This is a genomic window from Mycobacterium sp. KBS0706, from assembly GCF_005938675.2.
In the GTDB taxonomy this organism is placed as follows: Bacteria; Pseudomonadota; Alphaproteobacteria; order DSM-16000; family Inquilinaceae; genus Inquilinus.
Genome location: NZ_VCCH02000070.1, coordinates 27,268 through 43,921 on the forward strand (window position 1 = coordinate 27,268; position 16,654 = coordinate 43,921).

At 71.7% G+C, this 16,654-nt stretch carries 19 protein-coding genes; 9 read left to right on the plus strand and 10 right to left on the minus strand.

The features are described 5' to 3' along the window. Positions 1-27 precede the first annotated feature (27 nt). The 4 genes from FFK22_RS29515 (at position 28) to FFK22_RS29530 (ending at position 2,864) form a co-directional block, all read left to right on the plus strand. On the plus strand, positions 28-630 hold the full coding sequence (locus FFK22_RS29515) for a YdeI family protein (protein WP_138891532.1): 603 nt from the start codon (positions 28-30) through the stop codon (positions 628-630). 145 nt (positions 631-775) lie between these two features. Beyond that, positions 776-1,159, plus strand: a complete 384-nt coding sequence (locus tag FFK22_RS29520) for a DUF6481 family protein (RefSeq protein WP_138891533.1) — start codon at positions 776-778, stop codon at positions 1,157-1,159. A gap of 20 nt (positions 1,160-1,179) precedes the next feature. Next, entirely contained in the window at positions 1,180-1,653 is a 474-nt protein-coding gene (ybaK, locus tag FFK22_RS29525) for a Cys-tRNA(Pro) deacylase (RefSeq protein ID WP_138891534.1), read from the plus strand. Between the two features lie 32 nt (positions 1,654-1,685). Next, positions 1,686-2,864 carry an NAD(P)/FAD-dependent oxidoreductase gene (locus tag FFK22_RS29530; RefSeq protein WP_138891535.1) on the plus strand — a complete coding sequence of 393 codons (1,179 nt, stop codon included), beginning with the start codon at positions 1,686-1,688 and terminating at the stop codon, positions 2,862-2,864. Between the two features lie 8 nt (positions 2,865-2,872). On the opposite strand, the gene FFK22_RS29535 is transcribed toward FFK22_RS29530, so the two are convergent. From FFK22_RS29535 to FFK22_RS29545, 3 genes are all read right to left on the minus strand, one after another. After that, a complete protein-coding gene (locus FFK22_RS29535; RefSeq protein ID WP_138891536.1) occupies positions 2,873-3,223 on the minus strand; it encodes a putative quinol monooxygenase in 351 nt (116 codons plus the stop codon). Between the two features lie 78 nt (positions 3,224-3,301). Then, entirely contained in the window at positions 3,302-4,276 is a 975-nt protein-coding gene (locus FFK22_RS29540) for a zinc-binding dehydrogenase (protein ID WP_138891537.1), read from the minus strand. A gap of 11 nt (positions 4,277-4,287) precedes the next feature. Continuing rightward, positions 4,288-5,205 (minus strand): alpha/beta fold hydrolase, encoded by a 918-nt coding sequence (locus FFK22_RS29545; protein ID WP_138891538.1) that lies wholly within the window; start codon positions 5,203-5,205, stop codon positions 4,288-4,290. A 96-nt stretch (positions 5,206-5,301) separates the two neighbouring features. Here FFK22_RS29545 and FFK22_RS29550 point away from each other — a divergent pair, with 96 nt between their 5' ends. Next, complete coding sequence (locus tag FFK22_RS29550) at positions 5,302-6,264, plus strand: GlxA family transcriptional regulator (RefSeq protein WP_138891539.1); 963 nt, start codon at positions 5,302-5,304, stop codon at positions 6,262-6,264. Between the two features lie 3 nt (positions 6,265-6,267). On the opposite strand, the gene FFK22_RS29555 is transcribed toward FFK22_RS29550, so the two are convergent. Next, a complete protein-coding gene (locus FFK22_RS29555) occupies positions 6,268-6,567 on the minus strand; it encodes an HlyU family transcriptional regulator (RefSeq protein ID WP_138891540.1) in 300 nt (99 codons plus the stop codon). A gap of 253 nt (positions 6,568-6,820) precedes the next feature. Between FFK22_RS29555 and cml the strand changes: the two genes are divergently transcribed. Next, positions 6,821-7,999 carry a CmlA/FloR family chloramphenicol efflux MFS transporter gene (cml, locus tag FFK22_RS29560; protein ID WP_138891541.1) on the plus strand — a complete coding sequence of 393 codons (1,179 nt, stop codon included), beginning with the start codon at positions 6,821-6,823 and terminating at the stop codon, positions 7,997-7,999. A 37-nt stretch (positions 8,000-8,036) separates the two neighbouring features. Here the strand turns inward: cml and FFK22_RS29565 are convergent, their stop codons facing one another. After that, on the minus strand, positions 8,037-8,402 hold the full coding sequence (locus FFK22_RS29565; protein ID WP_138891542.1) for a nuclear transport factor 2 family protein: 366 nt from the start codon (positions 8,400-8,402) through the stop codon (positions 8,037-8,039). A 108-nt stretch (positions 8,403-8,510) separates the two neighbouring features. Between FFK22_RS29565 and FFK22_RS29570 the strand changes: the two genes are divergently transcribed. Further along, positions 8,511-9,323, plus strand: a complete 813-nt coding sequence (locus FFK22_RS29570; protein WP_138891543.1) for a helix-turn-helix domain-containing protein — start codon at positions 8,511-8,513, stop codon at positions 9,321-9,323. Between the two features lie 84 nt (positions 9,324-9,407). Beyond that, a complete protein-coding gene (locus FFK22_RS43275; RefSeq protein WP_186002723.1) occupies positions 9,408-9,554 on the plus strand; it encodes a hypothetical protein in 147 nt (48 codons plus the stop codon). On the opposite strand, the gene FFK22_RS29575 is transcribed toward FFK22_RS43275, so the two are convergent. Then, a complete protein-coding gene (locus tag FFK22_RS29575; protein ID WP_138891544.1) occupies positions 9,555-10,091 on the minus strand; it encodes a metallophosphoesterase family protein in 537 nt (178 codons plus the stop codon). It abuts the gene before it with no gap. 255 nt (positions 10,092-10,346) lie between these two features. Between FFK22_RS29575 and FFK22_RS29580 the strand changes: the two genes are divergently transcribed. Next, complete coding sequence (locus FFK22_RS29580) at positions 10,347-10,589, plus strand: hypothetical protein (protein WP_138891545.1); 243 nt, start codon at positions 10,347-10,349, stop codon at positions 10,587-10,589. Positions 10,590-10,616: 27 nt separating this feature from the next. Here FFK22_RS29580 and FFK22_RS29585 read toward each other — a convergent pair whose 3' ends face one another. The 4 genes from FFK22_RS29585 to FFK22_RS29600 all read right to left on the minus strand — a co-directional run. After that, on the minus strand, positions 10,617-11,882 hold the full coding sequence (locus tag FFK22_RS29585) for a TCR/Tet family MFS transporter (protein WP_138891546.1): 1,266 nt from the start codon (positions 11,880-11,882) through the stop codon (positions 10,617-10,619). Between the two features lie 55 nt (positions 11,883-11,937). Next, entirely contained in the window at positions 11,938-15,039 is a 3,102-nt protein-coding gene (locus FFK22_RS29590; protein WP_138891547.1) for an efflux RND transporter permease subunit, read from the minus strand. A 3-nt stretch (positions 15,040-15,042) separates the two neighbouring features. Next, positions 15,043-16,260, minus strand: coding sequence for an efflux RND transporter periplasmic adaptor subunit (locus FFK22_RS29595; protein WP_138891548.1), 1,218 nt, complete (start codon positions 16,258-16,260; stop codon positions 15,043-15,045). 15 nt (positions 16,261-16,275) lie between these two features. Further along, positions 16,276-16,654 (minus strand): glycosyltransferase (locus tag FFK22_RS29600; RefSeq protein ID WP_373683764.1); only part of this gene is annotated, 379 nt, incomplete at its 5' end.

Consider the following 16,654-nt stretch of genomic DNA (forward strand, 5'->3'; position numbering starts at 1 on the left):
CCCGGCGATGCCGCCTATCCTCGCACCATGATCGGTCCCGAACAGTTGGGCGAGCACCAGGGCCTGCCGCTGCTGCGCTTCGCCGACGCCGCCTCCTGGGAGACCTGGCTGGCGGCGAATCACATCTCCTCCCGCGGCGTCTGGCTGGCCATCGCCAGGGTCGGCTCGGGCACGGCCTCGGTGACCTATGAGCAGGCGCTGGACCTCGCCCTCTGCCATGGCTGGATCGACGGCCGCAAGCAAGGCGGCGACGAAGGCGCCTGGCGGCAGAAATTCACGCCGCGCGGCCCGCGCAGCGCCTGGTCGCAGCGCAACCGCGAGAAGGTGGAGGTGCTGATCGCCGCCGGGCGGATGGCGCCGGCCGGCCTCGCCGCGGTCGAGGCGGCGCGGCGCGGCGGGCGGTGGGAGGCGGCCTACGGCCTCAGCCGCCATCGCGGCGTGCCGGACGATCTGCAGGCGGCGCTCGATGACAATCCCGTGGCATCGACGTTCTTCGCCACGCTCGACTCGCGCAATCGCTACGCCGTGCTGTATCGTGTGCAGACTGCGAAGAAGGCCGAAACCCGTGCCCGCCGAATCGCCGATTTCGTCGCCATGCTTGCGCGCGGCGAACGGATTCATCGCGAATGAGGCGGCGCCGTCGGCCGGCCGCGGGACCGGCATGCCGGAACGGCTGTTGGCACCGCCGCCGAGGAAGCATATCTAGTGCGTCCGCGCGGGAGGCATTCATCCCCCGCCGGTGAATCGGGGATACATGCAACGAGTCGACGGAACGATGAGCGGGTACAAGGAAAAGGGGTTCGGGGACCGGCTGAGCAGCGCTCAGGATGCAAAGAAGGCGGCGCTGGAGCGGTTCCGCGCCAAGGTCTCGCCGGACAATCCGGAGCTGGCCCGGCAGCGGGCGGAGCGCGAGGCCCGGGCGATCGCGCGCGAGCAACGCGAGGCCGAGCGCCGGGCGGCCAAAGAGGCCGAGGCGGCGCGGCTGAAGGCCGAGGCCGAGGCGCGGGCGATCGAAGAGGCGCGGCTGAAGGCGGAGGCCGCCGAGGCCGAGGCCCGGGCGCGGCGCGAGGAAGCCGAGCGGATGGTGTCGCTCCTGGCCGAGCAGAAGGCCGAGCGCGACGCCCGCTACGCCGCCCGCAAGGCGCGCGTCAAGCGCTGACCTGAGAGGCGCGGGGCGTCATGTCGAAGACCACCCGCGCCACCCATGCGCTGCAGCAGGCGGGCGTGAGCTTCGCCGTCGCGACCTATGACTACGACCCCGGCGCCGACCGAATCGGTCTGCAGGCGGCCGAGGCCATGGGCGTGCCGCCGCGCATCGTGCTGAAGACGCTGATGGCGGAGGCCGACGGCAAGCCGGTCTGCGTCGTCGTGCCGTCCGATCGTGAGGTCGGCATGAAGAAGCTGGCCGCCGCCTTCGGCGCGAAGTCGGCGCAGATGATGCGGCCGGCCGATGCCGAGCGCGTCACGGGCTACCATGTCGGCGGCATCAGCCCGCTCGGCCAGAAGCGGGCGGTGCCGACCGCGATCGAGGAAGCGGCGATGGCCGAGGCCGAAATCTTCGTCAATGGCGGCCAGCGCGGCCTGCAGATCCGCCTCAGGCCGCAGGACCTGCAGGCGGCGCTGAAGGCCAAGGTGGCGCCGCTGGTGGCCTGATCGGGCGAGCGGCGGGCCGGAACGGGGGCGGGGTGCAGTCCTTCGACGTGGTGGTGATCGGCGCCGGGGCGGCCGGGATGATGTGCGCGGCCGAGGCCGGCCGGCGTGGCCGGTCGGTGCTTGTGCTCGACCACGCCGCGGCGCCGGGCGAGAAGATCCGCATCTCCGGCGGCGGCCGCTGCAACTTCACCAATCTGCACGCGGCGCCGGCCAACTTCGTCTCCGCCAACCCGCATTTCTGCATCTCGGCGCTGCGCCGCTACACCCAGCGCGACTTCATCACCCTGGTCGAGCGGCACGGCATCGCCTGGCACGAGAAGACGCTGGGCCAGCTGTTCTGCGACGGCTCGTCCCGCCAGATCATCGACCTGCTGCTGGCCGAGATGAACCGGGCCGGCGTCACGCTGCGCCTGTCGAGCAAGGTCGACTCGGTCGGGTGCGACGCCGACGGCTTCGTCCTGGCGCTGGGGGCCGAACAACTGCGCTGCCGGTCCCTGGTGGTCGCCACCGGCGGCCGGTCGATCCCGAAGATGGGCGCCACCGGCTTCGGCTATGACCTCGCCGCCCGCTTCGGTCTCAAGGTCACCGAGACCCGGCCCGCCCTGGTGCCGCTGACCTTCGAGCCGGCGTTGCTGGAGCGGCTGAAGCCGCTGGCCGGAATCGCCGTCGACGCCGAGATCGGCTGCGGCCGCACCAGGTTCCGCGAGGCGATGCTGTTCACCCATCGCGGCCTCAGCGGCCCGTCGGTGCTGCAGATCTCCTCCTATTGGCGCGAGGGACAGGAGATCGAGGTGTCGATGCTGCCCGGCACCGACATGTTCGACTGGCTGCGCGCCGCCCGCGCCGCGAATGGCCGCCGGGCCCCGCACACCGTGCTGGCCGAGGCGCTGCCGAAGCGGCTGGCGCAGACCATCGCTGAGGCCGAGGGCGCGGCCGGCAACCTCGCCGACCTGTCGGACAAGGTGCTGCGCCGGGTGGCGGAGGCGGTGAATGGCTGGCGCGTGCGCCCGGCCGGATCCGAGGGCTACCGCACCGCCGAGGTGACGCTGGGCGGGGTCGACACCGCCGGCCTCGATTCGCGGACCATGGAGGCGAAGACGGTGCCGGGCCTCTACTTCATCGGCGAGGTGGTGGACGTCACCGGCTGGCTCGGCGGCTACAACTTCCAATGGGCCTGGTCGTCGGGTTGGTGTGCGGGACAAGCCGTTTGAGCAGCCTTTCAGGCCGTCGCGGTCGCGAAGTCGCCGCGCATCGGCTGCCAGATGGTGACGCCGCGCTCCTGCCGCAGCACGTCCGGCAGCGCCGCGATATAGGCCTGGCGGTAGTCGCGGGGGATCTGCACCTGCACCAGCTCGTCGAGATCGGCCCAGGTCTCGTACAGCATGAACAGCGTCGGGTCGTCCGGCGACCGGTGCAGCACGGCGTTGATGAAGCTCGGCTCGTGCCGCATCGCGTCCAGCACCGGCGCCAGCAGGTCCAGGAACTCGGCCTCGCGGCCCGGCTTGACATGCAGGGTGACGATGAAGGCGACGGTGGTGTCGCCGGGCCGGGTGACGGTGGACTGCAGCATCGGGGCCTCCTGTGGCAGCGGCCGGCAGGATGCAGGTGCGCCCGTCCCGCGGTCCATGACCTCGGAGGTCATGGATCGTCACATCCGGAAGATCCGCTTGCCGTCGCCTGGGCGGGCCCAGCTGTCGGCGATGGCGCGTTCGGCATCCGCCAGCGGGTGGACGCCGCCGAGCGGCACCCGGATCTCCGGCCGGGCGAAGACCGCGATCATCTCGCGCAGCATCGCCGCATCCGCCGGCGGCGGCGGGCCGAAGAAGTAGCGGTAGACGCTGGGCTGCAGCGAGACGCCGTTCAGCAGCAGGTCGAAATTGTGCAGCGTGAAGCTCTCCTCGCTCATGCCGCCGTTGATCACCACCCGGCCACCGAAGGCTAGGCTGCGGATCAGCGTCCCGGTCGCCGGCCCGCCGACATTGTCGACCACGCCGTGCAGCCCGGCGCCGCCGGTGACTGCCATCACCTCGGCCCGCAGATCCTGGCGGGACAAGTCGATCAGCGCCTCGGCACCGAGCTCGCGCAGGTCGAGCTCCGGATGCTCGCGGCGGACGATCGCGACCGTCCGGATGCCGCGTCGCCGGGCGAATTGCAGCGCCAGGGTCGAGATCGTGGAATATCCGGCCGTCACTGCCAGCCACAGCCCGGCCGCGACCCCGGACTCGGCCACCAGGTCCCAGGCGGTGATCGGGTTCATCAACTGCCCGGCCTTTTCGGCCGGCATGCCGGGCGGCAACGGGATCAGATACTCGGCCGGCACCGCCGCGTACTCCGCCCAGGTCCGCTCATGGCTGAAGGCCACCAGCGTGCCCGGCGGCAGCGCCACGCCCGGCCCTGCCCGTTCGATCACCCCGGCGCCGTGATTGCCGGCGATCTGGCGCGGAAATTTCGGCTTCTTCGGCTCGGGATACAGGTTCTGCACGAACAGGAAGTCGCCCGGGTTGATCGAGGCCGCGACCATCCGCACCAGCGCCTCGCCCGGCCCGATCTCCGGCACCGGCACATCGGCCAGGTACAGCACCTCTGCCGGCAGGCCGATCCGGTCGAACACCACCGCTTTCATCCGATCCTCCGTCATTCGCCGTCGATGAAGTCGCGCAGCAGCGCCACGGTCTGGTCCGGCGCCTCCTCCATCAGCCAGTGGCCGGTGCCGGGGATCACCACGGCGCGCACATCGGTGGCGACGCTGCGCATGAACATGGCGGGGTAGGGGCCGAAGGCGTGCTCGGCGCCGACCGCCAGCACTGGGATGGTCAGCTTGCGATCCTCCGCCCCGGCATTCTGCCGGGCATCCTCGGCGAAGGCGGCGAATTGGGCGAAGGCGGCGCGCATGCCGCCCGGCGCGGCGTATTGTGCGGCGTAGTGGTCACGGACCTCGTCGCCGATCCGGGCCGGGTCGGCGCTAAAGGCGTTCCAGAAATGGTCGAAATAGAGCCGCTCGCGGCCGGCGACCAGGCGCTCGGCGTCCGGGCCGCCGAAGTTCCAGTGCCACAGCGCCGGGAAGGCCTTGACCTCCTCCCACGGGCTGACGCCGGGGATCGGCGCCTCCAGGAAGGCCAGCCGGGTGACCTTGCCGGGATAGCGCGCGGCATAGGCATAGGCGACGATGCCGCCGAGGTCGTGCCCGACCAGGGTGGCGGTATCGAAGCCCAGCGCCTCGACCACGGTGCGAATGTCGGCGGCCTGGGTCGCCTGGTCGTAGCCGCCGGCGGGGCGGGACGACCGGCCGAGGCCGCGCAGGTCCGGCACGATCACGGTGTGGCGCGGCGCCAGCGCCGCCGCCAGCGGCCCCCACATGTCGCCACTCTCGGGATTTCCATGCAGCAGCACCACCGGGTCGCCGGAACCGCCGACCTGCACGAAGATCTCGGCGCCGGGCACGGCGATCGTCCGGCTCTGGAAGCCCGCCGGCAGGCCGGGTGGCGCGGCGGCAGCCGGCACTGTCGCGGACAGCCCGGCCGCCGCCAGGAACACTAGGGGAAGTCTGGTCATCGAAGCCTCGGAACAGGGGTGCGTTCAGAGACCCTAGAAGCGGTTGACCAGCGGTTGAATTGGCAGGATTGACAATCTCCATGCTAAAACTGCCGGATGACGGTCAAACCGATCCACATCGCGATCTGGCTGCCCGCCCGCTTCTACTCGGCGGTGGCGGCGACGCTGGTCGAGATGCTGGAGTTGGTGAACGCACTGCGGCGCGGACCGACCTTCACCTTCGAATTTCTGGCCCGGACGCCGGTCGCTGCCGCCACTTCCGGCATCGCCTTCCCGGCCCGGCCACAGCCGACGGCACCGGTCGACGTGCTGGTGCTGCTGGCGATGCCGGGGCTGAACGTGCCGGAGATGCTGCAGGCCCTGGCGGAAGAAAGCGGCCACGCCCGGCCGCTGATCGAGCAGGCGCGGCAGCAGGGCGCGATCATCGCCGCCCATTGCGGCGCCGCCTATTTCCTGGCCGATGCCGGGCTGCTCGACGGCCGGCGCGCCACCATCTCCTGGTGGCTGAAGGAGGATGCGCTGCGGCGTTTCCCGAAGGTGCGCTGGGACCCGTCGCGCCTGCTGCTGCACCAGGACCGGATCTACAGCTGCGGCGGCGGCTTCTCCGGGCTGGAGCTGGCCACCGCCCTGCTGCGCGACCTCGGCTTCGCCAAGGAGGAGCGGATCGTGCGCAAGCTGCTGGTGCTGCCGCCGGCCCGCCGGTCGCAGACGCCCTACGAGTTCCCGCTCGACCAAGCGACGCCGCAGCCGTTCCGCGATCGCCTGCTGCACCTGGCCCAGACCGATCTTCCGGCTCTCAGCCCGGAAGGGCTCGCCACGGCGCTCGGCCTGTCGCCGCGCACTTTGGCCCGGCGCTTCACCGAGGAGCTGCAGACCACGCCGGGCCGCTGGATCCAGGACCGGCGGCTGGACGCCGCGCGCGACCTGCTCGAGCGTGGCGACCTCGGCATCGCCGAGATCTGCTACCGGGTCGGCTACCAGGATGCGGCGTCGTTCAGCCGCCTGTTCTCCCGCCGCACCGGCCTGTCGCCCGGCGAATACCGCCGCCAGGCCCGCTGAGCCTCAGTCCGCGAACACCCGGTCGCCCTGCTCGTCGATGATCTGCTGCGCCTTGGTCACCGAGAAGGCGGTGGCGTCGTCCTTGCTGGCATGCTTGTCGGCGCGGATGAAGCGGTGGGTCTTGGTGCCCTCCGGGAAGTCCTTCTCGATCAGGCCCGCAGTCTGGTACTGGCCGCCGGCCTGGAAGGGGGCGGGGCGGATGCGGAAGCCCTTGTACTCGACCGCCGGCCCGGCCGGGGCCTCGCCGGACGAGGCCTCCTCGCGCTTGCCGCCGCCGAACAGGGATTTGAGGAAGGAGACCATCGTGCCGCCCGTTGCGCTGGAAAGGGAAGGCTCAGCCTAGCCCGGATCGCGCCGTGGATCACGCTTTCACCGCGGTGAGGTGCATGCTACAGCCATCCCGCCGTCGTCTGGAGACCCGCGATGAGGACCGACTCCACCGCAACCCGCTGAGCCGCAGCAGCCATCCGGTTGTTGCGGCGTTCCCGATCACGGCCCTTCCTGCCGATCCTGATGCGGACCGCCGCCGAAATCCCCTTTCCGCGGAGGTCTTCCCATGCCTGCACCCAGGCCATGGCCCTATTCCCTGGCAGCGACCCTGCTGCTCTTGTCCCCCTTCGACCTGATCGCCTCGCTCGGCATGGATGTCTACCTGCCGGTGGTGCCGCTGATGCCGGCGGCGCTGGCGGCGACGCCGGCGCTGGTCCAGCTGACCCTCAGCCTCTATCTGCTGCTGCTCGGCTGCGGCCAGCTGCTGTTCGGGCCGCTCTCCGACCGCATCGGCCGGCGGCCGGTGCTGCTCGGCGGCGCGCTCATCTTCACCCTGGCCTCGGCCGGGCTGGCGCTGACCGCCTCGGCCGGCCTGTTCCTGGCGCTGCGCCTGGCCCAGGCGGCCGGTGCCGCGGCCATGCTGGTCGCCACCTTCGCCACGGTGCGCGACGTCTACGCCGCGCGGCGCGAGGGCGCGGTGATCTACAGCCTGCTCGGCTCGATGCTGGCCTTCGTGCCGGCCTTCGGGCCGCTGCTCGGCGCCGGGGTCGACCACGGCTTCGGCTGGCGCGGCATCTTCTGGCTGCTCGCCGGGCTCGGAGCCCTGGCCGGGCTGCAGGCGCTGGGACGCTGGCCGGAGACGCGGCCTGAGGGTGGCGACGGGGTGCGGCTGCGCCATGTCGGCGCCATCCTCGGCAGCGGGCCGTTCTGGACCTACACGCTCGGCTTCAGCGCGGCGATGGGTGCGTTCTTCGTCTATTTCTCGACCGCGCCCGCGGTGCTGATCGGCGGGCTCGGGCTCGACCCGATCGGCTTCAGCCTGGCCTTCGGCACCGCCGCCCTGGTGATGATCGCGACCGCCCGCTTCGCCGGCCGCTTCACCGCGCGCTGGGGCCGGCGCGGCTGCCTGATCCGCGGCATGGCGCTGCTGCTGGCCGGGGCCGGGCTGCTGGCGCTCGCGCAGGTCGCGACAGGCCTGTCGCTCTGGGCCTTCCTGGGGCCGGTCTGGGTGATCTCGGCCGGCATCTCGGTCACCTGCGCCGTCACCGCCAACGGGGCGCTGCAAGGCTTCGGCCATGTCGCCGGCACCGCCACCGCCCTCTATGCCTGCCTGGAGGGGCTGATCGTCGGCGCCGTGGGCACGCTGGCGGTGCTGGTGCTGCCGGCCGGCATTGCGCTGGCCGGGTTCTGCACCCTCGCGGCGCTGGTCGTGACCGGCTTGGCGCTGCGCCTGCCGGCCGAGTGAAGAGGGAGGGGCGGGCCTTCCGGTCCGCCCCGTCCCGTCACGCCGCCATCGCCGGCGCCTGGTCGATGAAGCCGGTGATGCCGGACAGGAGGCCGCCGGCGATCTCGCCGAAATCGGTGCCGGCGACCAGCGGCGGAGCGCCGTCCGGCCCCAGCTCCCAGCGGAAGCGGATGCGGCCATTGTGCTCGTCGACCGTGCCGACCCGGCGGAAGCGGTGGCCGGGGAAGCGCTCCTGCACCGCCGCGATCATGGCGTCGATGCCGGCCCGGCCGTCGCCCCGCATCATCGGGTCGAGATAGGCGGCGTCCCCGGTCCAGGTCGTGTCGATCAGGGCTCGGCGGCGGCCGGCATCGGTCTCGTTCCAGACCGCGATGTAGCGGTCGACCAGTTCGGTGGCAGTCATTTCGGGCTCTCCTTGGTTGCGATGGCCCGATCCTGTCCGGCCCCGCGGACGAAAGCGATTACCTGCCAGGTCATGGATGCGCCGCCGCCCACCCGCTATTTTCCAGGCATGACCCGAACCGCCCCCAGCTTCGGCGACCACCTGCGCGACTGGCGCCGGCGCCGCCGTTTCAGCCAGCTCGACCTCGCCTGCGAGGCCGACATCTCCACCCGCCACCTCTCCTTCATCGAGACCGGGCGGTCGCGGCCGAGCCGGGACATGGTGCTGCACCTGGCCGAACGGCTGGAGGTGCCGCTGCGCGAGCGCAACACCCTGCTGGTCGCCGCCGGCTTCGCCCCGGCCTATCCGGTGCGGCCGCTCGACGATCCGGCCCTGGCCCTGGCGCGGCGGGCTGTGGAGCGGGTGATCGAGGCACATGCCCCGAACCCGGCCCTCGCGATCGACCGGCACTGGCAGCTGGTCGCCGCTAACGCCGCGGTGCCGCTGCTGCTGGACGGGGTGTCGGCGGCGCTGCTGCAGCCGCCGGTCAACGTGCTGCGGCTCGGCCTGCATCCGGACGGGCTGGCGCCGCGGATCGTCAATTACGGGGAGTGGCGCGGCCATCTGCTGGAGCGGCTGCAGCGCCAGGTCGAAGCGGCCGGCGACCCGGTGCTGGTCGAGCTGCTGGCGGAGCTGCGGGCCTATCCCGCCCCGCCCGCCACGATCGCGACGCTGGCCCCGCCGGAGGAGGCGCATCCCGACGTGGTGGTGTCGTTCCGCCTCGCGACCAAGTCCGGGATCCTGTCCTTCCTGTCGACCACCACCGTGTTCGGCACGCCGGTCGACGTCACCCTGTCGGAGCTGGCGGTGGAATCCTTCTTCCCGGCCGATGCCGCCACCGCCGAGGCGCTGCGCCGGACCGGCGCCGGCAACGCTTCGTAACAAAATTGTCGCCGGCTTGTATTTGACATAATTCCCGTAACCGGGTCACATGGCTTCAGACTTCCTTGGAAGGGGAGCCAGCCGATGCGACAGGTCTGGAACTGGGTGCGGCTTCTGGCAGCCGCCATGGGCGACGACGATGGGCATGAGCGCGAGCTGCACGCCGCGCTGCGCAAGGCGAATCGTGCCCCGCACCGCTGCCGCCGCCCGCTGCCGGACCCCGAGGTCTGATCACACCGTCGGTTCCTTCCGCTCGGCGAACGGTTTCCGCACGCGCTTCCGGGCGATGATCTGGTCCAGCGTCGCCGGCCGCAGCTCCTGCACATCGACCCCGACATCGTATTGCCGCGTCGCCGGCGTTAGCCGGCCATGCGAGTGGCCGTGCAGGTTCACCGACCCGCGGCCGATCTGGTTCCAGGTGCGGAACGCATAGTGGCACAGGATCAGGTGCCGCCCGTCGATCTTCAGCTCGGCATAGGCCTGCACCGACTCCCAGCCCGGCGCCGCCAGCGTCCCCGGCCCGTCATTGTTGCCGCTGATCAGGTGCTTGCGGCCGTTGAGGCGGCCCAGCAGCGCCGCCACCGACTCCGGTGGCGGGCCCAGCGCGAAGTCGCCGAGGTGCCAGACCTCGTCCTCCGGCGCCACCGTCTGGTTCCACAGCGCGATCAGCGCCTCGTCATGCCCGGCGACGTTCGGGAAGGGCCGCCGGTCGATCCGCAGCACGCGCGGATCGCCGAAATGGGCGTCGCTGGTGAAATAGACGGTCATGGCGGCATTCTGACCACGAAAGCCGGCATCAGGCCATTGACGGCGCACCCGCCGTCCCCGATCCTGACGGCATGAACGCTGTCCTCACCATCTCGCTGCACATGCGACGCCGGCTCCGTCCGGCGGCGGCTGTGTTGCGCGTTGAGGAAAGGGTGTCTCCGAGGGCCTAGGCCCGGATCACCTCTCGCGTTCAGCAGCCCGCCGCGGATCTCCCGGCGGGTTTTTTGTTGCCTCGCTCACGAAAGGATCTGGGTCATGAACCCGCCCGCTTCCGGCAGGGTGCCGTATCTCCGGCTTGTATCTTCGGTTGAGATTGCGCCGGCACGTCCGGTCCGTCTCGGCCTGTGGCTCAGCCTCTCGATCCTGGTCGAGACCATGCGCCGCCGCCGGAGCCGTGCCCTGTCGGTCGAGCGGCTGACCGACCATGAGCGCCGGGACGTGGGGCTGGAGCCGCACCGCCCGGCGTCGCATCCGCGCGACATGGTCCTGTGGCGATAACCCGTCCGGGGCCGACCCGCCGCCGCGCTACTCCGCCGGCGGCGCGGCCGGCTCCGCGTCCGACCGGGCGCCTTCCGTCCGGGTGATCCGCCAGGCCACCACCAGGGCCGACGCCAGCAGCGCCGCCGCCAGCCCGTAGGGCAGGCCGGGCGAATCCAGGCCCGGCGTCGGTGCGATGCCGAGCGCGAAGCTCTGGGTGAACAACACCGGGCCGATCATGCCGGTGATGCCGCGCAGCCCCGCCAGCGCCCCCTGCAGCCGTCCCTGTTCGTCCGCTCCGACCCGGCGCGACATCAGCGCCTGCAGCGCCGGCCCTGTCATGCCCCATAGCGAGAGCAGCGGGATCGCCGCCAGGAACAGCCAGCCGGTCGGGGCCACGGCGAACAGGGCGAAGCCGGCAACACCGAAGACCAGCCCCGCGGCCATCGCCCGGCGCTCGCCCAGCCTGGCCACGACCGGGCCGGTCAGGGCCACCAACACCACCATCGTCCCGGCGCCGGCCGCCGCCAGCGACAGCCCGACCGCCGCCTCGTCCCAGCCAAAGCGATGGGTGGTGTAGAGTACGTAGATATTAGGTACAGATTCCTGCGACAGGATCATCAGGAAGGCCGCGCCGGCCAGGCCGAGCAGTGCCGGGCTCGAGCGCAGCAGCGCCATGGCGCCGAGGGGGCTGGCACCGGTCCAGGTGAAGCGGGCGCGCCGCTCCGGTGGCAGCGATTCCGGCAGGACCAGCAGGCCATAGGCGGCGTTGGCGAGGCTGAGCGCCGCCGCGGCCCAGAAGGGCAGCCTGGGATCGAGGCCGGCCAGCAGCCCGCCCAGCGCCGGTCCGGCGATGAAGCCGAAGCCGAAGGCGGCGCCGAGCAGCCCGAACTTGGCGGCGCGCTGCTCCGGCGGCGTCACGTCGGCGACGTAGGCGGCGACGGTCGAGGCGCTGGCGGAGGTGATGCCGGAGATCATTCGGCCGATCAGCAGCCAGGTCAGGTTCGGTGCCAGCGCCATCAGCACATAGTCGAGGCCGAGGCCGAGATTGGACAGGAGGATCACCGGCCGCCGCCCGAACCGATCGGACAGCGCGCCCAGCACCGGCGCGGCCAGAAACTGCATCGCCGCCCAGGCCAGGCCGAACAGCCCGATGATCGACGCTGCCCGCTCCATATCGCCGCCCTCGAACTCGACGATCAGCTTGGGCAGGACCGGCACCATCACGCCGAGCGCGAGGGTGTCGAGCAGGATGGTGACGAACACGAAGGCGACCGCGGCGCGGCCCGGTCGGCGAAGAGGCGGGCTGGACATCTGGATCTCTCCGAACACGGACCGGCCCCGGAACCTCAGCACCGCGACAACACACCTATTCCGCCGGCGGCGCGGCCGGCTCCGGCTCGTCGCGGGCGCCGACGAAGCGGCCGAAGACGCGGCCGCACAGCCGGTTCAGGTCGTCCAGCACGGTGAACACCGCCGGCACGAACACCAGGCTCAGCACCGTCGAGGTGATCAGCCCGCCGATCACCACCGAGGCCATCGGCGAGCGGAAGGCGCCGCCCTCGCCCCAGCCGATGGCCGACGGCACCATGCCGGCGATCATCGCCAGGGTGGTCATCACCACCGGACGGGCGCGCTTGCGGCCGGCCTCGATCAGCGCCTCGGAGCGGCCGGCGCCGGCGGCGATCGCCTCGATCGCGAAATCGACCAAGAGGATGGCGTTCTTGGTGACGATGCCCAGCAGCATCAGGATGCCGATCACCACCGGCAGGCTGATCGGATAGCCCGTCACCAGCAGCGCCAGGAAGGCGCCGCCGATCGACAGCGGCAGCGACACCAGGATGGTGACCGGCTGGGCGATGTCGGCGAACAGCAGCACCAGCACGGCCAGCACCAGCAGCACGCCGGCGCCCATCGCCAGGGTGAAGCCGGAGAACACCTCCTGCATGATCTCGGCGTCGCCGAAGGGCCGGATGCTGACGCCGGGCGGCAGGTTACGAACCGAGGGCAGGGCCAGTACCGCGGCCATCGCCTCGCCCAGCGGGGTTTTGCCCACTAGGTCGCCCTCGATCGAGACGCGGCGCTGGCGGTCGTAGCGGTCGATGGTGGTGGCGCCCTCGCCGAAGCCGATATGGGCGACCGAGGTCAGCGGCACCTTGCTTCCGGTCGCGGTCGGCACCCGCAGCGTCTCGAATGTAGCCAGCTTACCGCGGGCATTCTCGGCGATCTGCACCCGGATCGGCACCTGCCGGTCGCCGGCCGAGAACTTGGCCAGGTTGGCCGAGATGTCGCCGAGGGTCGCGATCCGCACCGTCTCGGCGATCTGCGCCACCGAGACGCCCAGCGCCGCTGCCTCGGCCAGGCGCGGCACGATGCGGATCTCCGGCCGGTCGATCGCGGCGGTGGAGACGACATTGGCCAGCACCGGCACCTGCTCGCGGATCTCGCGCTCGATGTCGAGCGACGCCTGCACCAGCGCCTCGGAATCGTTGCCCGAGAGCAGCAGCGTATATTCCCGCGCGCCGCCGGCGCTGAAGCTGAAGCGCAGGTCGGGTTCGGCGGCGATCTTCGGCCGCATCGCGCTCTCCCACGCCTTCTGGTCCAGGCTGCGCCCGGCGCGCGGCACCAGGGTGGCGACGACCGTCGCCTTGCGCACCTCGCCGCCGGCGACGTCGAGCGGGTTGGCGCCGTCGCCGCCGACCACGGCATAGACGCTCTTCACCTCCGGCTGGGCGCGGAACAGGGTCGACAGGCGGTCGGCCACGGCCTGGGTGTCCTCCAGGGTCGATCCGGGCGGCAGCTCGATCGACAGCGAGGAGCGGGAGATGTCGTTGTTCGGCAGGAGGCCCGTCGGGAACAGGCTTGCCAGGGCAGCGGAGGCGATGAAGATGGCGAGGCCGGCGGCGATGGTTCGCCCGCGGTGCCGGATCGACCAGTCCAGCAGCCGCAGATAGGCGCGCATCACCCGGCCGTCGCGCTCCTCCTCCTGGGCATGGTCGCGCATCAGATAGGCCGCCATCAGCGGCGTCACCAGCCGCGCCACCAGCAGCGAGAAGGTGACGGCGACGGCCACGGTGATGCCGAACTGCTTGAAGTACTGGCCGGCGATGCCGCCCATGAAGCTGACCGGCAGGAACACCGCGACGATGGTCATGGTGGTGGCGACCACGGCCAGGCCGATCTCGTCCGCCGCCTGGATCGCGGCGCGGTAGGGCGATTTGCCCATGCGCATGTGGCGGACGATGTTCTCGATCTCGACGATGGCGTCGTCGACCAGGATGCCGGTCGCCAGCGTGATCGCCAGCAGGCTGATCGAGTTCAGCGAGAAGCCCAGCGCCTCCATCACCGCGAAGGTCGGCAGCACCGACAGCGGGATGGCCAGCGCCGAGATGATCGTCGCCCGGATGTCGCGCAGGAACAGGAAGACGACGATGACGGCCAGGATGGCGCCTTCGATCAGCGTCTCCATGGTCATGTCGTAATCGGCGCGGGTGTAGCGCACCAGGTTGTCGATCTCGCTGATCGACAGCTCCGGATGCTCCGCGGTCAGCTGCTGCAGCCGCGCCGCCGCGGCATCGCCGACGACGACGTCGGAGAAGCCCTTGGACCGGTACAAACTGAAGGCGACGACCGGCTTGCCGTCGACCCGGGCGAAGCTGCGCGGCTCGGCCCCGCCATCGGTCACCGTGGCCAGGTCCTGCAGCAGCGCCTGGCGGCCGCCGGGCAGGGCGATGCGACGCTGCGCCAGCTCCGCCACCGTCGCCGCCCCGGCCAGGGTGCGGATCGACTGTTCCTGCACGCCCACCGTGCCGCGGCCGCCGGCCAGGTCGATGTTGCTGGCGCGCAGCTGGTCGTTGACCTCGGATGCGGTGATGCCCAGCGCCGCCAGCCGGTCCGGCCGCAGGTCGACCCGGATCTCGCGGTCGACGCCGCCGATGCGCTTGACCTGGGCGATGCCGGGCACGCCCTGCATCGCCCGCACCACCGTGTCGTCGACGAACCAGGACAGCTGGTCGACGCTCATGCCCGGGATCGAGGCGGCATAGGTCAGGATCGGCAGCCCGGCGACGTCGATGCGCTGGATCACCGGCTCCTCGATGCTCTGCGGCAGGGTGGAGCGGATCTTGGCCACGGCGTCGCGCACGTCGTTCACCGCCCGGTCGGTCGGCGTCTCCAGCACGAACTCGACCATGGCGACCGCGACGCCGTCGGACAGGACGGAGGTAACGTGCTTGACCCCGGTCAGCCCGGCGATGGCGTCCTCGACCGGCCGGGCCACCTGGGTCTCCAGCTCGCTCGGCGCCGCGCCGGCCTGGGCGATGGTGACGGTCACCACCGGCACGTCGATGTTCGGCATCTGGGTGACCGGCAGCGACCGGAAGCTGACCAGGCCGACGACGATCAGCACCGCGAACATCACCAGCGGCGGGATCGGCTTGCGGATCGACCAGGCCGAGATGTTCAGCGCCATGGCTCAGCCCGCCTGGTCCGCGGCGGCGACCGGCGGCGACACCGGGGCGATGCGGTCGCCGGAGCGCAGGAAGCTGCCGGCGCGCAGCACCACCGCCTCGCCCTCGGCCAGGCCGCGGCGGATCTCGACCCGGCCGTCGCCGACGAAGCCGGTCTCGACCGGCCGGCGCTCGACGACCGCGTCACGGACCGCCTGGACATAGGCGCCCTCGGCGCTGAAGAACACCGCCGACAGCGGCACGGTCAGGGCCTGGCGCCGGCCGGTCTCGATCGTCCCCTCGGCGAAGACGCCGGGGCGCAGCCCGGGCTCGGCCGGCAGGGTGACGGCGACGCGGCCCAGCCGGGTGGTGGCGTCGACCGTCGGGTCGACCAGCCGCACCGTGCCGCGCACCGGCCGGGCGAAGCCGGTCAGCTGCAGCTCCACCGGCTGGCCGATCGCGACCCGCGGCATGCCGGTCTCGGTCACCTCGGCCCGGAACTCGACCTCGCCGTCGCGGATCAGCCGGAACAGCGGCGCGCTCGACATCCCGACCACGGCGCCGATCCGGGCCTGCCGCTCAGACACCACGCCGGCCACCGGGGCCTTGATCTCGGACCGGGCGATGCGCAGCGCGACATCGTCCCGCTGCGCCTGGGCCAGGGCCTTGTCGGCCACGGCCGAGTGTGCGGTCTCACGGGCCGAGGCGATGCGGGCCTCGGCGACCTTGACCTCGGTCTGCCGTGCCAGCAACTGCTCGGCCGAGGCGTTGCCGTTGGTGCGCAGCGCCTGGGTCCGCTCCAGCGAGGCCTGGGACTGGATGGCCGAGGCCTCGGCCTCGGCGATCGAGGCCTGGGCCTGCTGCGCCGCGGCCTCGGCCTTGGCGATGTTGGCATCGCTCTGGGCCAGCTGGGTGTCCAGCTGGGCGTGGTCCAGCCGGGCCAGCACCTGGCCGGCGGCGACATGGTCGCCGACATCGACGTCGAAGCTGACGAGGCGCAGGCCATCGACCTCGGCCCCGACCAGCACCTCCTCGCGGGCCGTCAGCGTGCCGGTAACGGCCAGGGTCTCGACCAGCTCGTGCCGCTCCGCCCGGGCGATGGTGGTGACGGGGACCGGGGCCGCGGGATCGCCCGGCTGCCCGACGCGGTCGGAGGCCAGGATACGCCAGCCGCCGGCCACCACCGAAAGGCCGAGCACCGCCAGGGCCACGAGGCCGAGCCGGCGGGAACGAATGATGCTCATCACCGGATCTCCCGCTCAGGCCGAGGCGCGGCGCTTCTGACGGGGGACCAGATCCTCCAGGATTGCGGCGATCTCGCGGCGGGCGTCGTAGCGGGCGAAATCGGCCTGCATCGCCTGGGCCCGGCGCCGGTAGCGCGGGTCGGACAGAACGGCGCGCACCGCGTCGCGGATCTGCTCCGGCCGCGGCTGGCCGGTGCCGAGATTGATCCCGGCTCCGCTCCAGGCCACGCGGGCCGCGATTTCCGGCTTCTCCTCGGTGTCCCCCGCCACCACGATCGGGACGCCGAGGCTGAGGGCGTAGTTGACCGAGCCATAGCCGCCATTGGTGACGAACACGTCGACCTTGGGCAACAGCCGGTCATAGGGCGCGAAGACCGTGGCGCGCGCATTCGCC

Excerpts from the sequence above, each read along its gene's own strand:
- FFK22_RS29515 (WP_138891532.1), top strand. The coding sequence starts at position 28 with ATGATCGGTCCCGAACAGTTGGGCGAGCACCAGGGCCTGCCGCTGCTG.
- ybaK (WP_138891534.1), top strand. The coding sequence starts at position 1,180 with ATGTCGAAGACCACCCGCGCCACCCATGCGCTGCAGCAGGCGGGCGTG.
- FFK22_RS43275 (WP_186002723.1), top strand. The coding sequence starts at position 9,408 with ATGCGACAGGTCTGGAACTGGGTGCGGCTTCTGGCAGCCGCCATGGGC.
- FFK22_RS29585 (WP_138891546.1), bottom strand. The coding sequence starts at position 11,882 with ATGTCCAGCCCGCCTCTTCGCCGACCGGGCCGCGCCGCGGTCGCCTTC.
- FFK22_RS29565 (WP_138891542.1), bottom strand. The coding sequence starts at position 8,402 with ATGACTGCCACCGAACTGGTCGACCGCTACATCGCGGTCTGGAACGAG.
- FFK22_RS29555 (WP_138891540.1), bottom strand. The coding sequence starts at position 6,567 with ATGGTCTCCTTCCTCAAATCCCTGTTCGGCGGCGGCAAGCGCGAGGAG.
- FFK22_RS29540 (WP_138891537.1), bottom strand. The coding sequence starts at position 4,276 with ATGAAAGCGGTGGTGTTCGACCGGATCGGCCTGCCGGCAGAGGTGCTG.
- FFK22_RS29575 (WP_138891544.1), bottom strand. The coding sequence starts at position 10,091 with ATGACCGTCTATTTCACCAGCGACGCCCATTTCGGCGATCCGCGCGTG.
- cml (WP_138891541.1), top strand. The coding sequence starts at position 6,821 with ATGCCTGCACCCAGGCCATGGCCCTATTCCCTGGCAGCGACCCTGCTG.
- FFK22_RS29520 (WP_138891533.1), top strand. The coding sequence starts at position 776 with ATGAGCGGGTACAAGGAAAAGGGGTTCGGGGACCGGCTGAGCAGCGCT.
- FFK22_RS29550 (WP_138891539.1), top strand. The coding sequence starts at position 5,302 with ATGACGGTCAAACCGATCCACATCGCGATCTGGCTGCCCGCCCGCTTC.
- FFK22_RS29580 (WP_138891545.1), top strand. The coding sequence starts at position 10,347 with ATGAACCCGCCCGCTTCCGGCAGGGTGCCGTATCTCCGGCTTGTATCT.
- FFK22_RS29590 (WP_138891547.1), bottom strand. The coding sequence starts at position 15,039 with ATGGCGCTGAACATCTCGGCCTGGTCGATCCGCAAGCCGATCCCGCCG.
- FFK22_RS29535 (WP_138891536.1), bottom strand. The coding sequence starts at position 3,223 with ATGCTGCAGTCCACCGTCACCCGGCCCGGCGACACCACCGTCGCCTTC.
- FFK22_RS29595 (WP_138891548.1), bottom strand. The coding sequence starts at position 16,260 with ATGAGCATCATTCGTTCCCGCCGGCTCGGCCTCGTGGCCCTGGCGGTG.
- FFK22_RS29545 (WP_138891538.1), bottom strand. The coding sequence starts at position 5,205 with ATGACCAGACTTCCCCTAGTGTTCCTGGCGGCGGCCGGGCTGTCCGCG.
- FFK22_RS29570 (WP_138891543.1), top strand. The coding sequence starts at position 8,511 with ATGACCCGAACCGCCCCCAGCTTCGGCGACCACCTGCGCGACTGGCGC.